This is a genomic window from Acidithiobacillus sp. IBUN Pt1247-S3, assembly GCF_041146875.1.
In the GTDB taxonomy this organism is placed as follows: domain Bacteria; phylum Pseudomonadota; class Gammaproteobacteria; order Acidithiobacillales; family Acidithiobacillaceae; genus Igneacidithiobacillus.
The window spans coordinates 1-19,812 of record NZ_JBFRXP010000007.1 but is presented as its reverse complement, the minus strand read 5'-3'; the positions used below and the strand labels follow the sequence as shown (position 1 = coordinate 19,812).

The following is a 19,812-nucleotide window of genomic DNA, read 5'->3' as shown; positions in this document are numbered from 1 at the left end:
TCCATGAGCGCCAATTTCCAACAACTCGCCAACTTCATCTGGTCCGTTGCCGATCTACTGCGCGGCCCCTACCGCCCACCGCAGTACGAACGCGTGATGCTGCCGCTCACCGTACTGCGCCGCTTTGATGCCGTTCTGGCTTCCAGCAAGGAAGCTGTGCTCAAACGCTATGCCGAACTGAGCAGCAAGGGCATTCCCAATATCGATGCCATCCTTAACAACCTGGCCAAGGATGAAGATGGCACCCCGCTGGGCTTTCACAACCACAGTCAGCTCGACTTCTACAAGCTCAAGGGCGACCCCGACAATATCGGGCGTCATCTGGCCGACTACATCGCTGGCTTTTCCGAAAACATCCGCAAGATCTTTGAGCGCTTCGAGTTCGACAAGGAGATCGAGAAGCTCGAAGAGTCCAACCGCCTCTACCAAGTGGTGGCCCAGTTCGCCGAGGTCGACCTGCACCCCAAGCGCGTCGACAACATCACTATGGGTCTGGTGTTCGAAGACCTGATCCGGCGCTTCAACGAATCCGCCAATGAAACCGCGGGCGATCACTTCACTCCGCGAGAAGTCATTCAGCTCATGGTCAATCTGTTGCTGGAGCCCGATACCAACGTGCTCACACAGGCAGGTGTCATCGTCACCATCTGCGATCCGGCCTGCGGCACGGGCGGCATGCTGGCCGAGGCGCAGAACTGGATTCGCGCCCACAACGATCAAGCCACGGTCAAGGTCTTTGGACAGGACTACAACCCACGCTCTTATGCAGTGGCCGCTTCCGACCTCTTGATCAAAGGCCACAAGGATGGCCAAGTGGTGCTGGGTAACACCCTCACCGACGACCCGTTTCCCGATCACCGCTTCGATTACCTGCTGGCCAACCCGCCCTTCGGAGTGGACTGGAAAGCCGAGAAGAAGACCATCGACCGCTGGCCCAGCTTCTGTGGCTACAGCGGCAAGCTGCCGCGCATCAACGACGGCGCCCTGCTGTTCCTGCTCTACATGATGAGCAAGTTCCAGGAATACCAGTCCGGCAACCGCGGCAAGCCCGGTTCACGCACCGCCATCGTCTTTAACGGCTCGCCCCTCTTCACTGGCGGTGCCGGAAGCGGCGAAAGCGACATCCGTCGCTGGATCATCGAGCGGGACCAGCTCGAAGCCATCGTCGCCCTACCCGAGCAGATGTTCTACAACACCGGCATCGGCACCTTCATCTGGGTGGTTACCAACCGCAAGGCTGAGCACCGCAAAAGCAAGATCCAGCTTATCGACGCCCGCGAGCGCTACACGCCGATGAAGCGTAGCCTGGGCGACAAGCGACGCTACCTCGACCAGGCTGCGCTTGATGACATCACGCGCGAACACGGCGCCATGGAGAAGAGCAAGACCAGCCGCGTGTTCGACAACACCGACTTCGGCTACCGCCGCATCACCGTGCTTCGCCCATTGCGACTGCGCTTCGAGATCACCGACGAGGCTCGCGAGCGATTCCTCAACACCTGCCCCGAACTGTACGACGCCCTGCAGGCTGTACAGGACGAACTCGGCAGCGAACCGCTATTGGACTGGAATAACACTTGGGACACCGTGCAGCAGGTTTTCAAAAACCTGCCCGACGACGTCGAAGGCTGGGCCAAGGGCGCCAAGGGTACGGCGCAGAAGAAAATCTTCCGCGATTGCTTCACCAGCGTGGACCGCGAGGCCGCGCCGGTCATCGCCAAACGCCACAAGGCTGGCGATACCCCCATCAGCTCCGTATGGTTTCCAAACCAAGTCCTACCAGAGCTCGCTGCAAGTGAGCTGTACGAGTTACTAGGCCTGCACGGGGTCGGCAAGAGCCAGCATGTGGAGTACGAACCCGATCCAGCCCTGAAGGACGCCGAAAACATCCCGCTGAAAGAGGACATCGTCAGCTATGTGCTGCGCGAAGTGCGGCCCTACGTGCCGGATGCCTGGATCGACCGCGAGATGCTGGACGACCAGGACGGCGGCATTGGCAAGGTCGGCTACGAGATCAACTTCAACCGGGTGTTCTTCCAGTACCAGCCACCGAGGCCGCTGGCAGAGATTGATGCGGAGCTGGCCGAGGTGGAGAAGCGGATTCTGGGCTTGCTGCGGGAGGTGACGGAGTGAGTCCTATCAGCATCGCGCCAACCATACCCGACCGTTGGAATCAGATGCGTTTTCGGTATATCGCGTCGACATCCAAGGGACGACTTCCCGTCAAGGGCGATGATGATGCGAATTCTGAATCCCTGCCTTATTTATCAATGGAGTACTTACGGGGTGACACTGACGCATCCACCTATGTCTCATCGGAAGGAATGATTACCGCCGACGACCAAGACGTCCTATTGCTTTGGGACGGATCAAACGCGGGTGAGTTTTTGCGTGCAAAGCTTGGCGCCGTATCGTCCACTGCGGCGCTTGTAAGACCCATTCAATTTGATCGGAAATTTCTGTTCTGGCTTTGCAAGGCTTCTGAGCCAGTTCTCAAGACATTTACAAACGGCATGGGCATCCCGCATGTGGACGGTGAATTTCTGAAAGATCTTGTGTTGCCGTATCCGAAGGACGCGGAGACCCAAGAGCGAATCGCTAAGTACCTCGACCGCGAAACTGCCCGCATCGACAGGCTGATCGCCGAGAAGGAACGCATGCTGGCGCTGCTGGGCGAAAAGCGCGCCGCACTCATCAGCCGCGTCGTCACCCACGGCCTCAACCCCAACACCCCGCTCAAACGCTCCGACCAGGAATGGCTGGGCGAGATTCCGGCACATTGGCCGACAACCAAGTTCTCTTGGGACGTATTCATATCTGAAGGGCATGTAGACCCCGAGGATGACAATTTCTCCGAAATGATCTTGATTGCACCGAATCACATTGAGTCACGCACGGGCCAAGTTATTTACAAGGAAACCTCTGCAGATCAAGGCGCAATAAGTGGCAAGTACTTATGCAGAGAGGGTGATGTACTCTATTCAAAGATTCGTCCCGCGCTGCGCAAGGTTGCGCTGGCCGAACAGGATTGCTTGTGTAGTGCGGACATGTATGCGCTCCGTCCTTCTGAGAGGCTGCTCCCACAATATCTGCAGTATTTCTTACTCTCCGAAGATTTTTCTATGTGGGCAGAACTCGAATCCGCTCGGGTCGCGATGCCAAAGATCAATCGAGAGACTCTCAGTGCTATTCGAATTCCGGTTCCTCCCCTCCAAGAGCAAGAGCACATCATCTCGGAGATTTCGAAAGGCACCGGAAGAATCGATCTTCAGCGGAGAGCAATCCGAGGAAGTGTTAATTTGCTGAAAGAACGCCGCGCCGCGCTGATCTCCGCCGCCGTCACCGGCCAGATCCCGCTGGAGGAGATGACCTAATGAAATTGAAAAGTTTAGGACTGACCAACTTCCGTGGTTTTGATCGGTTGGATATCAATTTTGACGAGCGGCTGACAGTGATCGCCGGTATCAACGGCGTTGGCAAATCAACCATCCTGCAGGCTATAGCGATCGCGTATTCCCATTCCTTGCCTGAATTTACGGTTTCGCGAGAAAAGCCGTTGCCATTGATTGATGCCGATATACAGCAAGGCAAGTCAACCTGCATCATTGAAATGGAAAGCAGTAACTTGGGAGCCGCGCAGTTAATCACCTTCCTATCTAAGGAAAGCCTTGATAAGGGTGAAAAGCTGGCGCTTGGGCTCAAGCAAACCCAGATGAAGAAGGAGCTGGCTCTTCTGGAAAGGGGGACGCCTGATTACAAAAACCTAAAAAACGAGATCACTTGGATAGACAAGCGATTAGAAGGAAATTTTGAGAAGCATCTGAACTGGCTTTTTACTGACACTCATGAAACAGAGGTAAGGCTGAAACGCTACCTGAAAAGCAGCCCAACACAAGCACTGGTTGTGTACTACTCAACACATCGCTTGCTTTTAAGGCTTCCGCCACAACTTCAAGGCACATTGCCTTTCAAGCAGGGGGCGGCATTCTCAAAATCACTGACGCAACTTGAGATATCGCTAAACGAATTTGCTAAGTGGCAACGTGCCATATTTTCGACCCGTGTGCTCAGAAAAGAAACTGTGCAGTATGGGGAACGGATTATGAAGCTGCTTCAGGAAGCTATTTCCAGCCTCATGCCCCAGATCAAGGAATTTTGTTTTCATGAAGAAAACCCACCCCGCTACTCCGTCATGAAAGATGCGACGATTGCTGAGCAAGTTAACGACAAAAGCGCTGGTAAGCAGTTATTTTTTGAGCAATTATCCGACGGCGAGCGTGGGTTGATTGCTTTGGTTTTTGACCTAACGCGCCGCCTTGCTGTCGCCAATCCTAATCTCGAAAACCCAATAGCTGAAGGTGAGGCACTGGTACTGATCGACGAGATCGAGCTGCACCTGCATCCCAAGTGGCAGCGCGATGTGCTGCAACGCCTGCGCGACATCTTCAAGGCCTGCCAATTCGTGGTGACCACTCATTCGCCTCTCGTGTTGGGCGAGGTGCCAGCGCGCTGCGTGCGTTTCCTTGAATTCGTGGATGGCAAAGTCACCGTGACCGTGCCCACCGAGGCTTATGGCATGGATGCCAACCGCATCCTGCAAGAATTCATGGGCGCCCCGGTGCGTAACCGCGAGGTAGACGGGGAACTGAAAGCCCTCTTCGATCTAATCGACCAGGAGCGTTTCGACGAGGCGCGTACCGCCATTGCGGACCTCGAACGCAAGCTGGGCGAGGACGAGCCTGAGTTGACTCGGGCCAGTTCGCTGATCCGCTTTCTCGAGGGTACCGAGTAAATGCGGACCATCCAGAAGGGGGCGGAGCCCCCCACCTTGACCCAGCATCGCCAGCAGCCGCATGCCGACTACGACAACTACGCCGACAAGGCGGCCTTGCGCCAGGCGCTGGTTGCCGAGCAGCGTGGCCTGTGCTGCTACTGCCAGTCGCGTATTCAGGCCACACCCGTGGGCATGAAGATCGAGCATTGGCAATGCCAGGCCGACCACCCTGAGCGGCAGCTCGACTACAGCAATCTGCTCGGCGCCTGCCTGGGTGGGCACGGCCGTCCCGATCGCGAGCAGCATTGCGATACGCGCAAGGGCAACAATGGGCTTTGCTTCAGCGTGTGCGACCCGGCGCATCCCATCGAGCGAAAGATCCGTTTTTTGGGCGATGGCACCATCAAGGCAGACGATGCCGCCATTGACGGTGCCCTCAATGTCGTACTCAACCTGAATCTGCCTCGCCTGGTTAGTAACCGCAAGGCTGTGCTCGCAGCATTTCAGCAGCGACTCCAGGACGGACGCCGCGTAGATCCAGCGCGCGAGCTTCCCAAATGGGACGGCACGAAAGCGGGAGATTTGCCCGAGTTCGCGCAGGTCGTCGTCTATTGGCTACGAAAAAGACAAGCGAGGGCCACCGTATGAAACGCACCAGCGAAGCCGCATTCGAAACCGCCATCGAGGCGTTCTTGCTGGGCAATGGGTATACGCGCGTCGATGGCCAAGGCTTCGACCGCGAACGCGCCATCTTCCCCGATGAGGCGCTGGCCTTTATCCGCGCCACCCAGGGCAAGGTGTGGGAGAAGCTGGAGGCCTTGCACGGCGAGCAGACCGGCGCGCGCGTATTGGAATCGCTCTGCAAGTGGCTGGACACCCATGGCGCCCTGGCTACGCTGCGCCACGGTTTCAAATGTTTCGGCCGCACGCTGCGCATCGCCTTCTTTCGCCCCGCCCACGGCCTCAATCCGGAACTGGAGGCGCGCTACCAGGCCAATCGGCTGGGGCTGACCCGTCAGTTGCACTTCAGTCCGAAGGCGGAAAAGTCGCTGGATGTGGTGCTGTCGGTCAACGGCATTCCGATGGTGACGCTGGAACTCAAAAACCCCTTGACCGGCCAGACGGCGGCCAATGCCATCCACCAGTACCGCCACGACCGCAATCCGCGTGAACCAATCTTCGAGTTCACCAAGCGCACCTTGGTGCATTTCGCGGTGGACACCGAAGAGGCCTACATGGCTACCCGGCTGGCGAGTTCATCCACCTATTTCCTGCCCTTCAATCGGGGCATGGACGGCGGCGCTGGCAACCCGCCCGATCCCGAAGGACGCAACTACAAGACGGCCTACCTGTGGGAAGAGATACTTCAGCGCGACAGCCTGCTCGATCTGTTTGCCCGCTTTCTACATCTTGATGCAGAAGAGAAGACGACAGATGACGGCAAGAAGGTACGCAAGGAAAGCCTGATCTTTCCGCGATACCACCAGTTGCAGGCCGTGCGCCGGATGGTGGCGGCCGCTGCCAGCGAGGGCGTGGGGCACAACTACTTGGTCGAACACTCGGCCGGCAGCGGCAAAAGCAACACGATTGCCTGGCTGGCGCATCGACTGTCCAGCCTGCACAACGCGCAAGACGAGCGGCTCTTCGACAGCGTAGTGGTTATCACCGACCGCGTGGTGCTCGACCGCCAGTTGCAAAACACCATCTACCAGTTCGACCATCGCCAAGGCGTGGTGCAGAAGATAGACGAAGATTCGCGCCAGCTCGCCGAGGCGCTGGAAGCCGGTGTGCCGATCATCATCACCACGCTGCAGAAGTTTCCATTCGTATCTGGGCAGCTCGCCAAGCTGGGCGAGGAGCGCGGCGAAGGCGGGAAGAGTCATCTACCAGCGCGCAAGTATGCGGTGATCATCGACGAGGCACACAGCTCGCAGTCGGGCGAGACAGCAACCGAACTCAAGGGAGTGCTGGGTGGTGCCGAGCTGCGCCGCAAGGCACAAGAGATGGCCGAAGAGGAAGGCGAACTGGAGCGACTGTTCCGCTCTATGGCCAAAAGGGGCCATCAGCCGAACATTAGCTTTTTTGCCTTCACCGCAACGCCCAAGCACAAGACCCTGGCGATTTTCGGGCGCAACGGCGAACCTTTCCATCGCTACACCATGCGCCAAGCCATTGAGGAGGGTTTCATCGAGGACGTGCTGAAAAGCTACGTCACGTACAAAACGTATTACAAACTGATCAAGAAAGCCGAAGACGACCCCAACGTCGAATGCAAGAAAGCTGCCAAGGCGCTGGCCCGCTTTATGCGCCTCCATCCGCACAACATCGGCCAGAAAACAGAGGTGATGGTCGAACACTTCCAGCACTTCACTCGACACAAGATTGGCGGGCATGCCAAGGCGATGGTGGTGACCGGGTCAAGGCTGGAGGCCGTGCGCTATAAGCAGGAGTTCGACCGCTACATCCAGGAGAAGGGCTACCCGATCAAGAGCCTGGTGGCATTCTCGGGCGCAGTGGAAGACGACAAGATTCCGGAGAAGTCGTACACAGAGGTCGAGATGAATGACGGCCTAAAAGAGAAAGAGCTACCCGACACCTTCGCCAAGCCAGATTTCCGCGTCCTACTGGTGGCCGAGAAATACCAGACCGGCTTCGATCAGCCGTTGCTGCACACGATGTATGTTGACAAGCGCCTGGCGGGCATTCAGGCGGTGCAGACTCTGTCGCGATTGAATCGTACCCATCCGCTTAAGGACGACACTTTTGTGCTCGACTTCGTCAATGAGCCCGGTGAGATCCAGGAGGCTTTCCGCCAGTACTACGTTGGCTCAGTCATGGGTGAGCAAGTCGATCCAGACAAGCTCTACGAGGTCAAAGCCGAGCTTGATGCATCTGGCGTGTACCTGCAGACCGAGGTGGTCGAGTTTGCGCGCGTGTTCTTCGCGCCAAAGCGCCGCCAAAGCCCCGGCGACCACAAGGTGATGAACGCGATTCTCGATCAGGCAGTCGCGCGCTTCGTGCAGTTGCAGAGCACGGAGGAGGCGGAAGCCGAGCTGTGGCGCGGCAAACTGCAAGCCTTTCGTAATCTCTACAGTTTCTTGAGTCAGGTGATCCCCTATCAAGACAGCGACTTGGAAAAACTCTTTACGTACCTGCGGCACCTCGCATTGAAGCTGCCCAAGCGCAAGAGTGGGCCGGGATATCAATTTGATGAGGAGATCGAGCTCGACTATTACAGGTTGCAGAAGATCAGCGAAGGCTCGATCTGCCTCAATGAGGGTTATGCCAAACCGCTGGATGGCCCACGTGAGGTTGGGTCTGGAATGGTACGCGAGGAACATGTTTCGCTGTCGCGCCTCATCGATATCATCAATCAACGTTTTGGGGGGGAACTGAACGAAGCAGATCAACTGTTCTTCGATCAGATCGCCGAGGCGGCGAGCTTGAATGAGTCGCTGAGGCAAGCAGCAGAGGTTAACTCCCTCGACAAGTTCCAGCTGGTGTTCCGGCAGGTGCTTGAATCCTTGTTCATCGAGCGCATGGAACTGAACGAAGAGCTCTTCAGCGACTACATGGGCAAACCGGAGATGCAGGAGCTCGTATCAAAATGGCTTGGGCACCAAGTTTACGACCGACTGTTGGTAAGCAAGAAGGTCAGTAATCGAGGCGACCAAGCTTGATTACCAGCACCCGCTCTATCAGAAGCCAAGGGACAAATACCCGCAGCATCTATTTTCAGAGTACCAGTGTGCGTCAAGAATTTTACAGGTGCAATGCATGAAATCGGTTTGCAAGACTTAGCTTTGACAGGGTGCAGTGCCTCGTCCAAACTATCAATGAAATATCAAATTGAGATTTTTTGATAGTTAATGGCCATGAAGATCCCTGTCGCCCCCGCCAGCCTCACCCAACTGCTCCGCGAAATCAGGCCGGAGACGCTGTTGCAGATACTCACCCTGCACAACAGCCCGCTGCTGGACGGGCGATATCTGCACTGGGATGCGCTGCGTCATCGCCCGGTACAGAACGGGCTGACCGTGGAGCAACTCTGGACGGCACTGAAAATCGCCCGCCAAGGTCAGCTCCGCGCGCTTCCCCACCTGTTGGACAAACAGGGCCGCCCCATGCAGTTGGCGCTGCCCGAACCGATCTTGCGCCAGCTCAGCCAGGTGGACCGCTTCGCCGCCGGCCAGGCAAGTCCGCCGGAGCCGGTCATCACTGGCAGCGACCGGGATCGCTATATCTTTAACTCCCTTATGGAGGAATCCATTACCTCCAGCCAGCTCGAAGGCGCCTCCACCACACGGATCGTCGCCGAGGAGATGCTCCGCGCCGGGCGGCAGCCGCGTGACCACAGCGAGCAGATGATCTTCAACAATTTCCAGGCGATGCAATGGGTGCGACAACATCAGCAGGAGGCCATTCGGCCAGAATTGATCCTCGAACTCCATCGGGTCGTGAGCGAAAACACCTTGGAGGACATGCAGGACGCCGGGCGCCTGCGCCGTCGCGACGATGTCCGTGTGGTGGACCATCGAAATCAAACGGTTTTGCATGAGCCGCCGCCAGCATCTACCCTGGCAGCGCGGCTGGAACGGCTCTGTGCCTTCGCCAACGGGGAGGAAGCCGATACCCCCTATGTGCCGCCGGTTTTGCGGGCGATCTTGCTGCATTTCATGATGGGTTACGACCACCCCTTCGTGGACGGCAATGGGCGCACGGCGCGGGCTTTGTTCTACTGGAGCATGCTGCGCCAAGGCTATTGGCTGACGGAATATCTCTCCATCTCCGAGATCATCAAGCGCGCACCGGCCCAGTATGCCCGCGCCTTTTTGTACGTGGAAACCGATGACAACGACACCACCTATTTTCTCCTGCATCAGTTGGAGGTGATAGGCAAGGCTATGGCGGCCTTGTCCGAACATTTGGCACGCAAACGCCGCGAACTGCGCGATGCCGAGCATCTATTACAGCATTCTGCGGCCTTGCGTGATCGCTTCAATCACCGGCAGTTGGCGCTATTGACCCACGCCCTCAAACACCCCGGATATGCCTATCTCATTGCTGGCCATCAGCGCTCCCATCGGGTGACCTATGCCACGGCGCGAGCCGACCTGCTGGATTTGGCCGCTGCGAGCTTGTTGGAACAAGGGAAACGGGGGCGCAGCTTCCTTTTTCGGGTCCCGGAGGACTTGCGCGCGCGCATTTCCTAACATTTTCACTGACAGACATTTTCAGGAGCTTTTGTGCAAATCACCATCTACGGCATCCGCAATTGCAGCACTATGAAAAAGGCCTTCACCTGGTTACAAGAGCAACAGGTGGACTACCATTTTCATGACTATCAGAAGGCGGGGGTGCCCCTGGAAGCTTTACAACGCTGGGTGGCAGCGCTGGGTTGGGAGGCGTTGATCAATCGCAAGGGGACCACCTGGCGCCGCCTGAGCGAGGACCAGCGGCAGCTACAGGGTGATGCGGACGCCCTGGCCCTGATGCAGGCTTATCCCAGCGTCATCCGTCGCCCGATCCTGGACCGCGATGGACAGATACTGGTGGGGTTCTCACCCGAGGATTGGGCAGCCCGCATGGGCTGAGCTACACGGTGCAGACAGATGCACAGGATGGAGACGCAGATGGCAGCGGACCAAAAAGGCTCAACTACAACGCCGTGCCGCTCTCCGGGGAACCGCCAATGGGAGCGCGAACGCCTAAGGTTTGACTTAAAAAGCTAAACGGTTTTACTCATCGGAAATGTGCGGCGGCATTTGGGGTAATTTGCACAGCCCCAGAAATCCGAATGTCCACGGCGCTTGACCATCTTGATACCACATTTTGGGCAGGTGGGCGTGGTGTAGTCACCGGCAGTTGCAAAGGCGAGCAAGCGATGTTGCTCTGCAACGGGGAGCGCGGTAATAGCATTTACCAAGTCAACCCCTGTGATCAAAACGATGTGATTTTTTCGCGCAAATGCGCACGCGTCGGCAGTATAGTCGCTGGAACAAATGAAAACACCGAAGCGTGCTCTGGCGTCCATCAAGCTGCCAGCCAGCTCCCGGACATATTTAACGCCAACATCTTGCTTCCAGGCCTTACACTGAATGATCTGCTGGAGTTCACCAGCCTGATTGTAGGCCCTTACGTCAATGCCGCCATCTGCACCCAGCGATGTGGTTTCTGCGCGCACTCCTTTGGACTTGATGTATTCACTACATAAATCCTCGAATCTCTTCCAATCAAGAGACTGCAACAGCTTCAGATTCCACACAGTTTGTATGTTATTGGGCGGTAATTGCGTTTGATCGGCTCTTTTTGGAGGTTCCGGATACACGGCTGGGCGAGCAGGCCTTTCTGATGGGCTTGGACTATAGGCGGTATAACCTGTCCCCGGTCCCGAAACTATTCGTTGCGAAGGCTTGCTGACCACCCCCGTATTCCCTAAGTATAACTTGAGCGCGGTAATAACAGAAAAAGCCGCGAAAAGACTCACCAATAGCTGCATGGGACCAAGAAGAGCTTTGCCGATGCCATTATTAGGGAAAACTATTGGCAGCACCACCCAAGCAAAAACCAGGGCAATAATCGCCATAGCAGCAGCCAGTATCCACAAATGCCCTCGTTCAGATTTTGCGGTCATTATATTCTCCTCTTATACCCCTCAGGGTCGGGCAATTGGCAGCTTCCAGAATAAAGCGGTACCCCCTGCCCAGCAATCTTTTGACCTGCCGCACCATGATTTCGACAATTTTCCTAAATCCCAGCGTTTTCAGGACCGATTGTTGAGCCTGCCAGCTGGTACATTTAGCCTACATCGGCATCGTTTCTCAAATCACCTTGGAAAAACGGGTGTTTTGCTGCCCCAAATAGGCATCGAAGGCCATGCAGACATGGCGGACCAGGAGGCGTCCGGGTGGGGTGACAGTGATGGCGGTGGGTGTCCACTGGATCAGGCCGTCCTTGGCCAGGGCCTCCAGGGCGGGATAACTCTGGGCAAAGGTGTCCGCGAAGGGGATGCCGAATTGGGCCTCGATGGCGGGAATGTCGAGGCGAAAATCGCAGATCAGGCGAGTGATGACCGCCCGGCGCAGGAGGTCGTCGGCACTGAGGCGCAGGCCCCGCTCCACGGGGAGTTGGCCGGCATCCAGCGCGGCGCCCCAGGCATCCAAGTCTTTGAGATTTTGACTATAACTCGGCCCAACCATGGCAATGGCACTCATCCCCATGGCCAGCAAATCGGCATCGGCATGGGTGGAATAGCCCTGAAAATTGCGGTAGAGCTGGCCCTGCTGTTGCGCCAGGGTCAGCTCATCCTCGGGTAGGGCGAAATGATCCATGCCGATATAAACGTAGCCAGCGGCCTGCAAGGTGGCGATGCTCTCCTGCAGGATCTGCAATTTCTCGGCCGGGCGCGGCAGATCGGCGTCGCGGATGCGGCGTTGGGGCAGGAAGCGCTCGGGCAGATGGGCGTAGTTGAAAAGCGATAAACGATCGGGACGCAGTTGGAGGATTTGCTCTAGGGTCGCGGCAAAACTGGCAGGGCTTTGGAAAGGCAGCCCATAAATCAAGTCGAGGCTGATGGAGCGATAGCCCAGGGCGCGGGCCTCGGCCATGACCCCCGCTACCAATTCCAGACTCTGCTCCCGATGCACCGCCTTCTGCACCTCGGGGTTCAGATCCTGGACCCCCATGCTCAGGCGATTCCATCCCCGCTGGCGGAGCAGCGCCAGGGTGCCCGGCTCCAGGGCACGGGGGTCCACCTCAATGCCATATTCCCCGGAGTCGTCATCGAGCAGATGAAACTGTGCCGCGATGCCGTCCACCAAGCGTTCCATATCCGCGCGAACCAGAAATGTTGGGGTTCCACCGCCAAAGTGCAACTGGGTGACCGGGCGGTCGCCGTCCACATCCCGCCGCAACAGGGCCATTTCCTGGGTCAGCCGCTGCACATAGGGCGTGCCCCACTCCCGATGCCGGGTGACCACCTTGGTGCAGGCGCAGTAGAAGCACAGATGCTCACAGAAGGGGATATGAAAATATAGAGACAACGGTCTGCCGCTGGCATTACTGCTGCGCAACTCGGCACGCAGGGCGGCTTCATCGAAATCCGCATGGAACTGCGGCGCGGTAGGGTAGGAGGTGTAGCGTGGACCGGGACGATCGTAACGCTGGATGAGATCGAGATCGAAAACGACAGTTTCCGTAATGGTAGACATCAGCTCTCCTCGCGTTTGCCCGCTCGTTGTTCCGGCGCGTCCCGCCCATTCAGGGTGCGGATGCCGCGCAGCTCGGCCCCGGCGCTGGCGCGAATTTCCTCCAGAAACGCCTGTAGATGCGCTTGCTCGCTCTGCCCACGTAAGCTGGCCGCCTCGAGATCTTGCCAGAGCCCTTGCGGACCCAGAGGCAAGGCGCGTACATAGCCACGGTCGCCATAGCTGCTCACCGCCCAGGCTGGCAGCGCGGCGATCCCTTGTCCGGACGCGACCAATTGCAGAATGATGACGGTGAGTTCTGCCTGGCGCCGCCGCCAGGGTTGCACTCCGGCGGGGAGGAGAAACTCGCGGAACAGGTCCAGGCGCCGGTCTTCGACAGGGTAGGTGATGACCGTCTCTTCCAAAAAATCCTCGGGCAGCAGGAAAGGACGATCGGCGAGAGGATGACGCGGACTGAGCAGGGCCACCACCTCATAGCTGAACAAGGGGTGCCGCTCAATCTCGCCGGGCAGCGCCTCCGGGGCGCTGAGAATAGCGAGATCAGCCTGATAACTGCGTAGCAGTTGCAGCGGGTCTTGCTGAAAACCCGAGGCAATGTCCATTTCCACATCCGGCCAACCAGCGCGGAACTGGTCCATGGCCGGGGTCAACCAATCAAAGCAGGTATGGCACTCGACGGCAATGCGTAGCCGCCCACCTCGACCACTCGCCAGACGCCGCAACTCCTCCTGGGTGCGCCGCAGGGCCGGCAGTACCTCGCGCGCCAGGGCATAGAGCCGCTCCCCCGCCGGGCTGAGGCGTACGCTATTATTGCTATCGCGGTCGAAGATCTTGATTTCGAACTCATTTTCCAGCCCGCGCAGTTGATGCGACAGGGCCGACTGGGTCAGGTGCAGGCGCTGCGCAGCCGCGGCGATGCTGCCATGTTGCAGAACGGCTTCAATGGTGCGCAGTTGGCGAATTTCGATGGGCATCGGCGTCTTTGTTGCAAAATTCGGCTCTCATCATACGCCAGCTTGCAAAAAGAAGGCAGATGAAGCGGTTGTCACAAAAGTTTCATCAAAGGTTCATAAAAGTGTCACTTTCGTCTGCTAGGCTACGCTCTCAATAGAAACGATAGTGTAAAGAGCGTATGCAACTATTCAGAACAGGGTTTTCTCGAACCCTGTATCGCGTTGGGCTCTTTGCAGTATCCACGAACTGTAGAGGGAGCTCGACAATGCAAAAACGTTTTATTCTGGTGGCGATTGCCGCCATTTCTACCATTCCAGTCCTGGCGCAAGCCGACGAATCCACGGTGCTGCGCTCCAATCACGATGACTACTCATTGATTCTCGGTGGACGTCTCCAAGCCGACTACGCCACCTATTTCAATAAATCGGTGATGGCGCCCAATGGCAAGGTCAGCGATATCATGGGGCCAGCGGGTGCCAAATTGCGCCGGGCACGTATCTTCGCCGCCGGCAAGATCGCCGAGGAATGGAAATTCAAATTTCAGTATGAGTTCACCGATAGCGGGGCGGCAGGCTTCAAAGATGCCTACTTCGCCTATACGGGTCTAATACCCGGCAACAGTATCACCCTGGGGCAATCCAAGACCTTCTTCACCATGGACCAGTTGAACAGCTCCAACGACAACGTGTTCATGGAGCGCCCCCTGCTGGAAGGTTTGGATACTTACGGCGACCGGCGCATGGGCTTGAAAATCACCCAAAGTGGCGACAACTGGATGCTGGGTTTGGGCGGCTTCATGAATGCCCTGGATGAAAAGCAGTACACCAGCTACAGCGGTGTGGCGCGCACGGCGTACACCAAGCAGCAAACCGTGGCCTCGATCAGCAACACCGCTACCAACCAAAGCGGCATTTACACCATCTCCGGGCGTGCCACCTATGCCCCATTGCATAGCTATGGCAGCGATCTCTACTTCGGCGCCAACCTCAACTACACCGGCTTTGGCGACAAGAATGCCGCCGCTTTTTACGGTACCCGCCCAGAAACCAGCGTCTCTGGCACCAAACTGCTCGAAGCCTATGTCAGCAACCCCAGCAGCCAGTTCAACTATACCCTGGAAACTGCCGCCGTGGCTGGACCTTTCTCCCTTGAGGGCGCCTACGTCGGCATGAACGTCTCCCGTCGCATGGGCCTGCCGACGGCAACCTTCAACGGCTACTATGTGCAGGCTACCTATACCCTCACCGGGCAGCCCCGTAATTTCAAACCCAAGCTGGGCGAATTCCATTACCTCAAGGACATCGGACCGGGAGGTGCTTGGGAAGTCGCCCTGCGTTATGACCGCCTCAACCTGAATGATGCCAATGCCGGCATTTACGGTGGGCGTGGCTACAACCTCACGGCCGGTATCAACTGGTACGCCAATGAGCACGTACGCTTGATGCTGGATTACAGCCACGGCCATGTTGGCGACATCCCCGTTGCCCAACCGGTGGGTGCGACCTGGTGGAATGATCCCAAGTACAACACCGATCTGAACATACTGCAGTTCCGTGGGCAGTTCTTGTTCTAAGGTGTGATCGAGGAGGGAGGCGACTCCCTCCTGTAAGGATAATTTATGCGTAAACTCTCTTTTTTGGCTGCGCTGCTCGTTACTTATGGCTTGCACGCGGCCGCCGATGAATTGAGCAGCGAAGTGCTACGCCAGCCACTCGCCAATGTCGCAGTGGCCGGTAAAGAATTGCAGCTAACGATCGGTCCAGGCAGCGGTCTGGCGCACGCCCAGGGAATGCCCTGGACAGACTTCTATTCCGTCAGTGATCGCGGCCCCAACATCCCCTGCGACAAAAGCGGCAAGGTGCTCGGCAAGGAAGTCTGTCATGAGCCGGAGGTAATCTTTCCGGTGCCCGGTTATGCGCCGAGCATCTATCCGCTGACCATTGCCAATGGCAAAGTAGCCCTAAGTGGCGAGCCCATTCCGTTGCATGCCGCCAACGGCGAAAAGCTGACTGGCCTGCCGCCACAGCTTCCCAATGGCGAAAAGCCCATTGATGCACAACTCCAGGCGTTGCCGTTTTCCGCCAATGGCGTGGACACGGAGTGCATTACCGCTCTTACCAAGGGTGGCTTCTGGATTGGCGAGGAGTATGGGCCGAGCCTGCTGCGGGTGAGCCCCGATGGCACGGTACAGGAGCGCCTGGTGCCCAAGGGCACGGCGCAGTTCTACCAAGGGAGCGCCGTTCCGGTGCGCGCTGTGCTGCCACCCCTGCTGGCCAGACGCAAGCTCAATCGCGGCTTTGAGGGAATGGCCCTGGCGCCGGATCAGAAGCTGCTCTTTGTAGCCTTGCAAAGCCCTTTGGCCAATCCCAACGATGAAGTGGCGAAGCACTCGCGTAGCGACCGCTTAATCGCTCTCCACCTGGATACTGCTGGCAACTTTGCTGGTATGGCAGGCGGTTACGCGTTGGAATTTCCCAAGATCGCGGATTTCGCCCCCGGTGAAAAACAAAAAGATCTCAAGCTCTCCGCCATGAGCGTGGTCGATACGCATCGCGTGCTGGTGATGTTGCACGCCGGACGCAAGGTGGCGGTCTATCTGGCCGACCTGCAAGGAGCCACCAATCTCATCGCTACGCCATGGGCGAAGCCGGATACCCTACCCAGCCTGGAAGAGCAGAGCGATCTAAGTAAGGTTGGAGTCAAGCCCATCGCGCTGCAACTGCTCTGGGAAAGCAGCGACGCCTTCGGCAAGGGGCTCGGCAAGGTCGAGGGCATGAGCCTGGTAGATGGTAAGAGCCTACTCTTCATCAGCGACAATGACTTTGGCATCAGCAACGAGAAGAGCACGGTCTGGCAGGTTTCCCTGAGCCCGGAGGCGCAGCGGCTCATGCACGCGGAGTAACCGGGCGGACTCCTCTAGGGATGGCATTTTTATATCTAATAATATATAACGTCACAAAAGATTCACGGAACTGTCATCACAGCGTCATATTCCGTTGTTATCTTGCCAATGTTGCAATTACACCGAAGAGGAGAACGCCCCCATGTTTTCGAAGCACCGCGCCACGACTTTGGCGGTACTAATGGCCCTCAGTGGCTTCAGTGCCGTTGCCCACGCCGACGACTCACTGAAAAGCTTCATCATGAACAGCAAGGTTGATGGCCAGATTCGCTCGTACTACTTCGACCGCTTTTTTGGCAAGAATGCCACCAATCTCAGCGCCTTCTCCCTGGGTGGTTACATCAATGCCCACACTGCCTCTCTGGCAGGTTTCAGCGCCGACGTTGGCTTCTACACCGCCAATAGTCTGGGCACCAACCGCGTGAATCCCGACGTTACCCTCATGGGCACCGCCAACTCCATCAATGCCCTCGGCCAAGCCTATCTGCAGTACTCCATGCCAGATATCGTGTTGATCCGGGCCGGCAACCAGATCGTCAACACGCCTTTCGTGAATAGCTCTGACTCGCGCATGATTCCCGCGACTTTCCAGGGGATTTTTGCGGAAGTTTCCCCGTATTGCCACTGGAATATCTATGGCATGCGCATGTTCCGCTGGAAGAGTCGTACCTCGGGTGACTACTACCGCGACAACCTCTACTACCAGACCAGTTTCGACGGTGATCCAATTTATGGCGGCGACGCGGTGCTGCCAAAGACAGAAACGAACGCTGCTAACGGTGTCTTGGCCTTTGGCACCAGCTACAAGGATCACGGCATTGATGCGCAGGCTTGGTATTACAATTTCTACAGTTTCGCGCAAATGGCCTACGGCGACGCCAGCTATACTTACAATACAGGCACCGGAATTGACCCATTCATCGGCGTGCAGGCGCTGCGCGAGTGGGAAAGTAACAGCCTGTTGAACAACGCCACCAAGTCTGTCGATGGTACAAATGGCAGCATTGGACGTGGCGTAAACAGCACCAGCTGGGGGGTGAAGTTAGGCGCTGATTATGATCTGGGCAACGCCATCTTCGGCAAGGGAGCCATCACCGCTGCCTACAATGAAATTCTCAACCACGTTGGGGCCATTGGTAACGGTGCAATTGTTTCTCCCTACACCGCCGGTTATGCCACCGATCCCCTCTACACCACCTCCATGATTCGCGGTCTTGTGGAAATGGGGCCTGGCCACGGTTGGAAAATTGGCGTTGCCCAGCACCTCTTGGGCAACCAATTTCTGTTCCAGGCAGCCTACGCGCAATATCACCTGCAGCAGGCCGGCTATGCCAACGACATCTATGGCGATCTGACCTATTTCCCGCAGGGTTTTATGAAGGGTCTTTCCATTCGCGATCGCGTCGAAGTGGCGCATGGCGATCTACCCACGGGATATTTCATTTATAACCGTGTCATGTTGACTTACGACTTCTAAGGCACTACAAACGAATTAGGGAAATCTCGCATCTGCGTGCTTTCCCTACCAAGATTTGGGAATGATTCCCCTCAATTGGAGATCAAATATGCGCCTAGAAAGAGCTGTAATACTGTCCGCTGTACTGATTGCCGCTGCTGGCTGTGCCAATGGGCCGTTTTTGGGCTGTCCTGCGGGTAAGCCGCCCGTAGCCAAACCCGCCCCTATTCCAACCCCTGCGCCCGCTCCGGCGCCCATTGCCCCGGTGCAGAAAACGGTTTTGGAGAGCAAACCCATCACCATTACCGGCATCAACTTCAAAATCAACTCTTACAAACTGCTTAGTCATGATATCCATGTTCTGGATGAAGTGGCAGCCTTCTCCGAAAAGCACCCGGACGCGGTTCTGGATGTCAATGGCTACTGTAGCAAAGTCGGCACTTATGCCTACAACCTGAAGCTCTCGAAGCTGCGTGCAGCAAGCGTAGCAAAATATCTCGAAGCCCATGGTGTGGCCAAGGATCGCATGGTACTCAAGGGTCATTCCTTTGACGATCCCGTCGCTAGCAATGCTACGCCGGAAGGCCGCTTTCAGAATCAGCGTGTAGAGATCAACTCCACGATCAAGGTGCAGAAGACCGTTACCGAGTAATTCGTACACAATTTCAACCCTGCAGTGCTTCGGCATTGCTCCTCCTCTGTCTCGCCTCAGCTTGCTGGGGCTTTTTTATGGGCGCTTGGCGATCAGGAATTTTTCCAATTCGATCAACAAAAATTCCCCAAGGGCAATGAGCGCGGCAACGCCCCAGTGGCGTGGGGCAAGGGCCTCCGTTTGAAAAACGTGCTGCAAAATTGGCAGATAGAGAAAAGCCAATTGCAGAAGCAGCAAGGCAGTCAGGGCCATCCAGACCATGGGATTGCTGAACCAGGCGCACCAATGCCATGCTGCTCTTTGTAGATGACGGACATTGAAGAGATACGCGGCCTGACTGAGGACGAGGGTGGTGACTGCCATACTGCGTGCCAGCTCCACACTCATACCCAGGGAAAGTTCGGCGTAGAAGGTGGCCATAGTGGCGCCGCCAATGCTGAGGGAGACGAGGCCAACGCGCAGAAAAAAGCGCAGGTCGAGAAAACTGCCATGGGGATCGCGCGGCCGGCGCTTCATAATGCCGGGTTCAGCCGGCTCGAAAGCCAGCGCCAGTGCCAAGGTGACGGCAATGACGAGGTTGACCCAAAGAATTTGCAGGGGGGAAAGTGGTAGTTGCAGTCCGGCCACCACGGCGACCAGCACCACCAGACCCTGGGCACCATTGGTGGGAAGTATAAAAAAGATGGCCTTGCGCAGGTTATCGTAAATGGCACGTCCTTCTGCCACCGCTCGGGCAATACTGGCAAAGTTGTCGTCAGCGAGCACTCCCGAGTTCGACAGTTCAACGGCAAAAATCGTCAAATTCGTAATGCCACCCCAGCATTCATAGGGGTTTCAGCGCCTATTTTCGAAAACGTCTGTGGTGGC

General features: G+C 57.0%; 15 protein-coding genes. 11 read left to right on the top strand and 4 right to left on the bottom strand.

What is annotated here, in order from left to right; translation table 11 throughout:
• Positions 1-3: 3 nt before the first annotated feature.
• The 7 genes from AB4090_RS06430 to AB4090_RS06400 all read left to right on the top strand — a co-directional run bounded on the left by AB4090_RS06430 (position 4) and on the right by AB4090_RS06400 (position 10,368).
• Positions 4-2,133, top strand: a complete 2,130-nt coding sequence (locus AB4090_RS06430; RefSeq protein ID WP_369573043.1) for an N-6 DNA methylase — start codon at positions 4-6, stop codon at positions 2,131-2,133.
• Positions 2,130-3,374 (top strand): restriction endonuclease subunit S, encoded by a 1,245-nt coding sequence (locus AB4090_RS06425; protein ID WP_369573042.1) that lies wholly within the window; start codon positions 2,130-2,132, stop codon positions 3,372-3,374. The genes AB4090_RS06430 and AB4090_RS06425 overlap by 4 nt, the downstream gene beginning before the upstream one ends.
• Positions 3,374-4,792, top strand: a complete 1,419-nt coding sequence (locus AB4090_RS06420; RefSeq protein ID WP_369573041.1) for an AAA family ATPase — start codon at positions 3,374-3,376, stop codon at positions 4,790-4,792. Before AB4090_RS06425 ends, AB4090_RS06420 begins: the two co-directional genes overlap by 1 nt.
• 36 nt (positions 4,793-4,828) lie before the next feature.
• A complete protein-coding gene (locus AB4090_RS06415; RefSeq protein ID WP_369573040.1) occupies positions 4,829-5,422 on the top strand; it encodes a retron system putative HNH endonuclease in 594 nt (197 codons plus the stop codon).
• Positions 5,419-8,454: a type I restriction endonuclease subunit R gene (locus AB4090_RS06410; protein ID WP_369573039.1), complete on the top strand. Its 3,036-nt coding sequence runs from the start codon at positions 5,419-5,421 to the stop codon at positions 8,452-8,454. The genes AB4090_RS06415 and AB4090_RS06410 overlap by 4 nt, the downstream gene beginning before the upstream one ends.
• Before the next feature lie 195 nt (positions 8,455-8,649).
• Complete coding sequence (locus tag AB4090_RS06405) at positions 8,650-9,987, top strand: Fic family protein (RefSeq protein WP_369573038.1); 1,338 nt, start codon at positions 8,650-8,652, stop codon at positions 9,985-9,987.
• A 33-nt stretch (positions 9,988-10,020) separates the two neighbouring features.
• Positions 10,021-10,368 carry an ArsC family reductase gene (locus AB4090_RS06400; RefSeq protein WP_369573037.1) on the top strand — a complete coding sequence of 116 codons (348 nt, stop codon included), beginning with the start codon at positions 10,021-10,023 and terminating at the stop codon, positions 10,366-10,368.
• Between the two features lie 134 nt (positions 10,369-10,502).
• Here AB4090_RS06400 and AB4090_RS06395 read toward each other — a convergent pair whose 3' ends face one another.
• From AB4090_RS06395 to AB4090_RS06385, 3 genes are all read right to left on the bottom strand, one after another.
• Positions 10,503-11,408, bottom strand: coding sequence for a DUF2034 domain-containing protein (locus AB4090_RS06395; RefSeq protein WP_369573036.1), 906 nt, complete (start codon positions 11,406-11,408; stop codon positions 10,503-10,505).
• Between the two features lie 187 nt (positions 11,409-11,595).
• The gene (gene hemN, locus AB4090_RS06390) at positions 11,596-12,984 is read right to left on the bottom strand and encodes an oxygen-independent coproporphyrinogen III oxidase (RefSeq protein WP_369573035.1); all 1,389 of its coding nucleotides are present in this window, start codon (positions 12,982-12,984) and stop codon (positions 11,596-11,598) included.
• Complete coding sequence (locus tag AB4090_RS06385) at positions 12,984-13,955, bottom strand: LysR family transcriptional regulator (RefSeq protein WP_369573034.1); 972 nt, start codon at positions 13,953-13,955, stop codon at positions 12,984-12,986. Before AB4090_RS06385 ends, hemN begins: the two co-directional genes overlap by 1 nt.
• A 245-nt stretch (positions 13,956-14,200) precedes the next feature.
• Between AB4090_RS06385 and AB4090_RS06380 the strand changes: the two genes are divergently transcribed.
• The 4 genes from AB4090_RS06380 (at position 14,201) to AB4090_RS06365 (ending at position 18,945) form a co-directional block, all read left to right on the top strand.
• Positions 14,201-15,508, top strand: coding sequence for an OprO/OprP family phosphate-selective porin (locus tag AB4090_RS06380; RefSeq protein WP_369573033.1), 1,308 nt, complete (start codon positions 14,201-14,203; stop codon positions 15,506-15,508).
• Between the two features lie 45 nt (positions 15,509-15,553).
• Positions 15,554-16,837 carry an esterase-like activity of phytase family protein gene (locus tag AB4090_RS06375; RefSeq protein ID WP_369573032.1) on the top strand — a complete coding sequence of 428 codons (1,284 nt, stop codon included), beginning with the start codon at positions 15,554-15,556 and terminating at the stop codon, positions 16,835-16,837.
• 142 nt (positions 16,838-16,979) lie between these two features.
• Positions 16,980-18,314 carry an OprD family outer membrane porin gene (locus AB4090_RS06370; protein ID WP_369573031.1) on the top strand — a complete coding sequence of 445 codons (1,335 nt, stop codon included), beginning with the start codon at positions 16,980-16,982 and terminating at the stop codon, positions 18,312-18,314.
• A gap of 88 nt (positions 18,315-18,402) precedes the next feature.
• Positions 18,403-18,945 (top strand): OmpA family protein, encoded by a 543-nt coding sequence (locus AB4090_RS06365; RefSeq protein ID WP_369573030.1) that lies wholly within the window; start codon positions 18,403-18,405, stop codon positions 18,943-18,945.
• A gap of 75 nt (positions 18,946-19,020) precedes the next feature.
• Here the strand turns inward: AB4090_RS06365 and AB4090_RS06360 are convergent, their stop codons facing one another.
• Positions 19,021-19,746: a cation transporting ATPase C-terminal domain-containing protein gene (locus AB4090_RS06360; RefSeq protein ID WP_369573029.1), complete on the bottom strand. Its 726-nt coding sequence runs from the start codon at positions 19,744-19,746 to the stop codon at positions 19,021-19,023.
• Positions 19,747-19,812 lie beyond the last annotated feature (66 nt).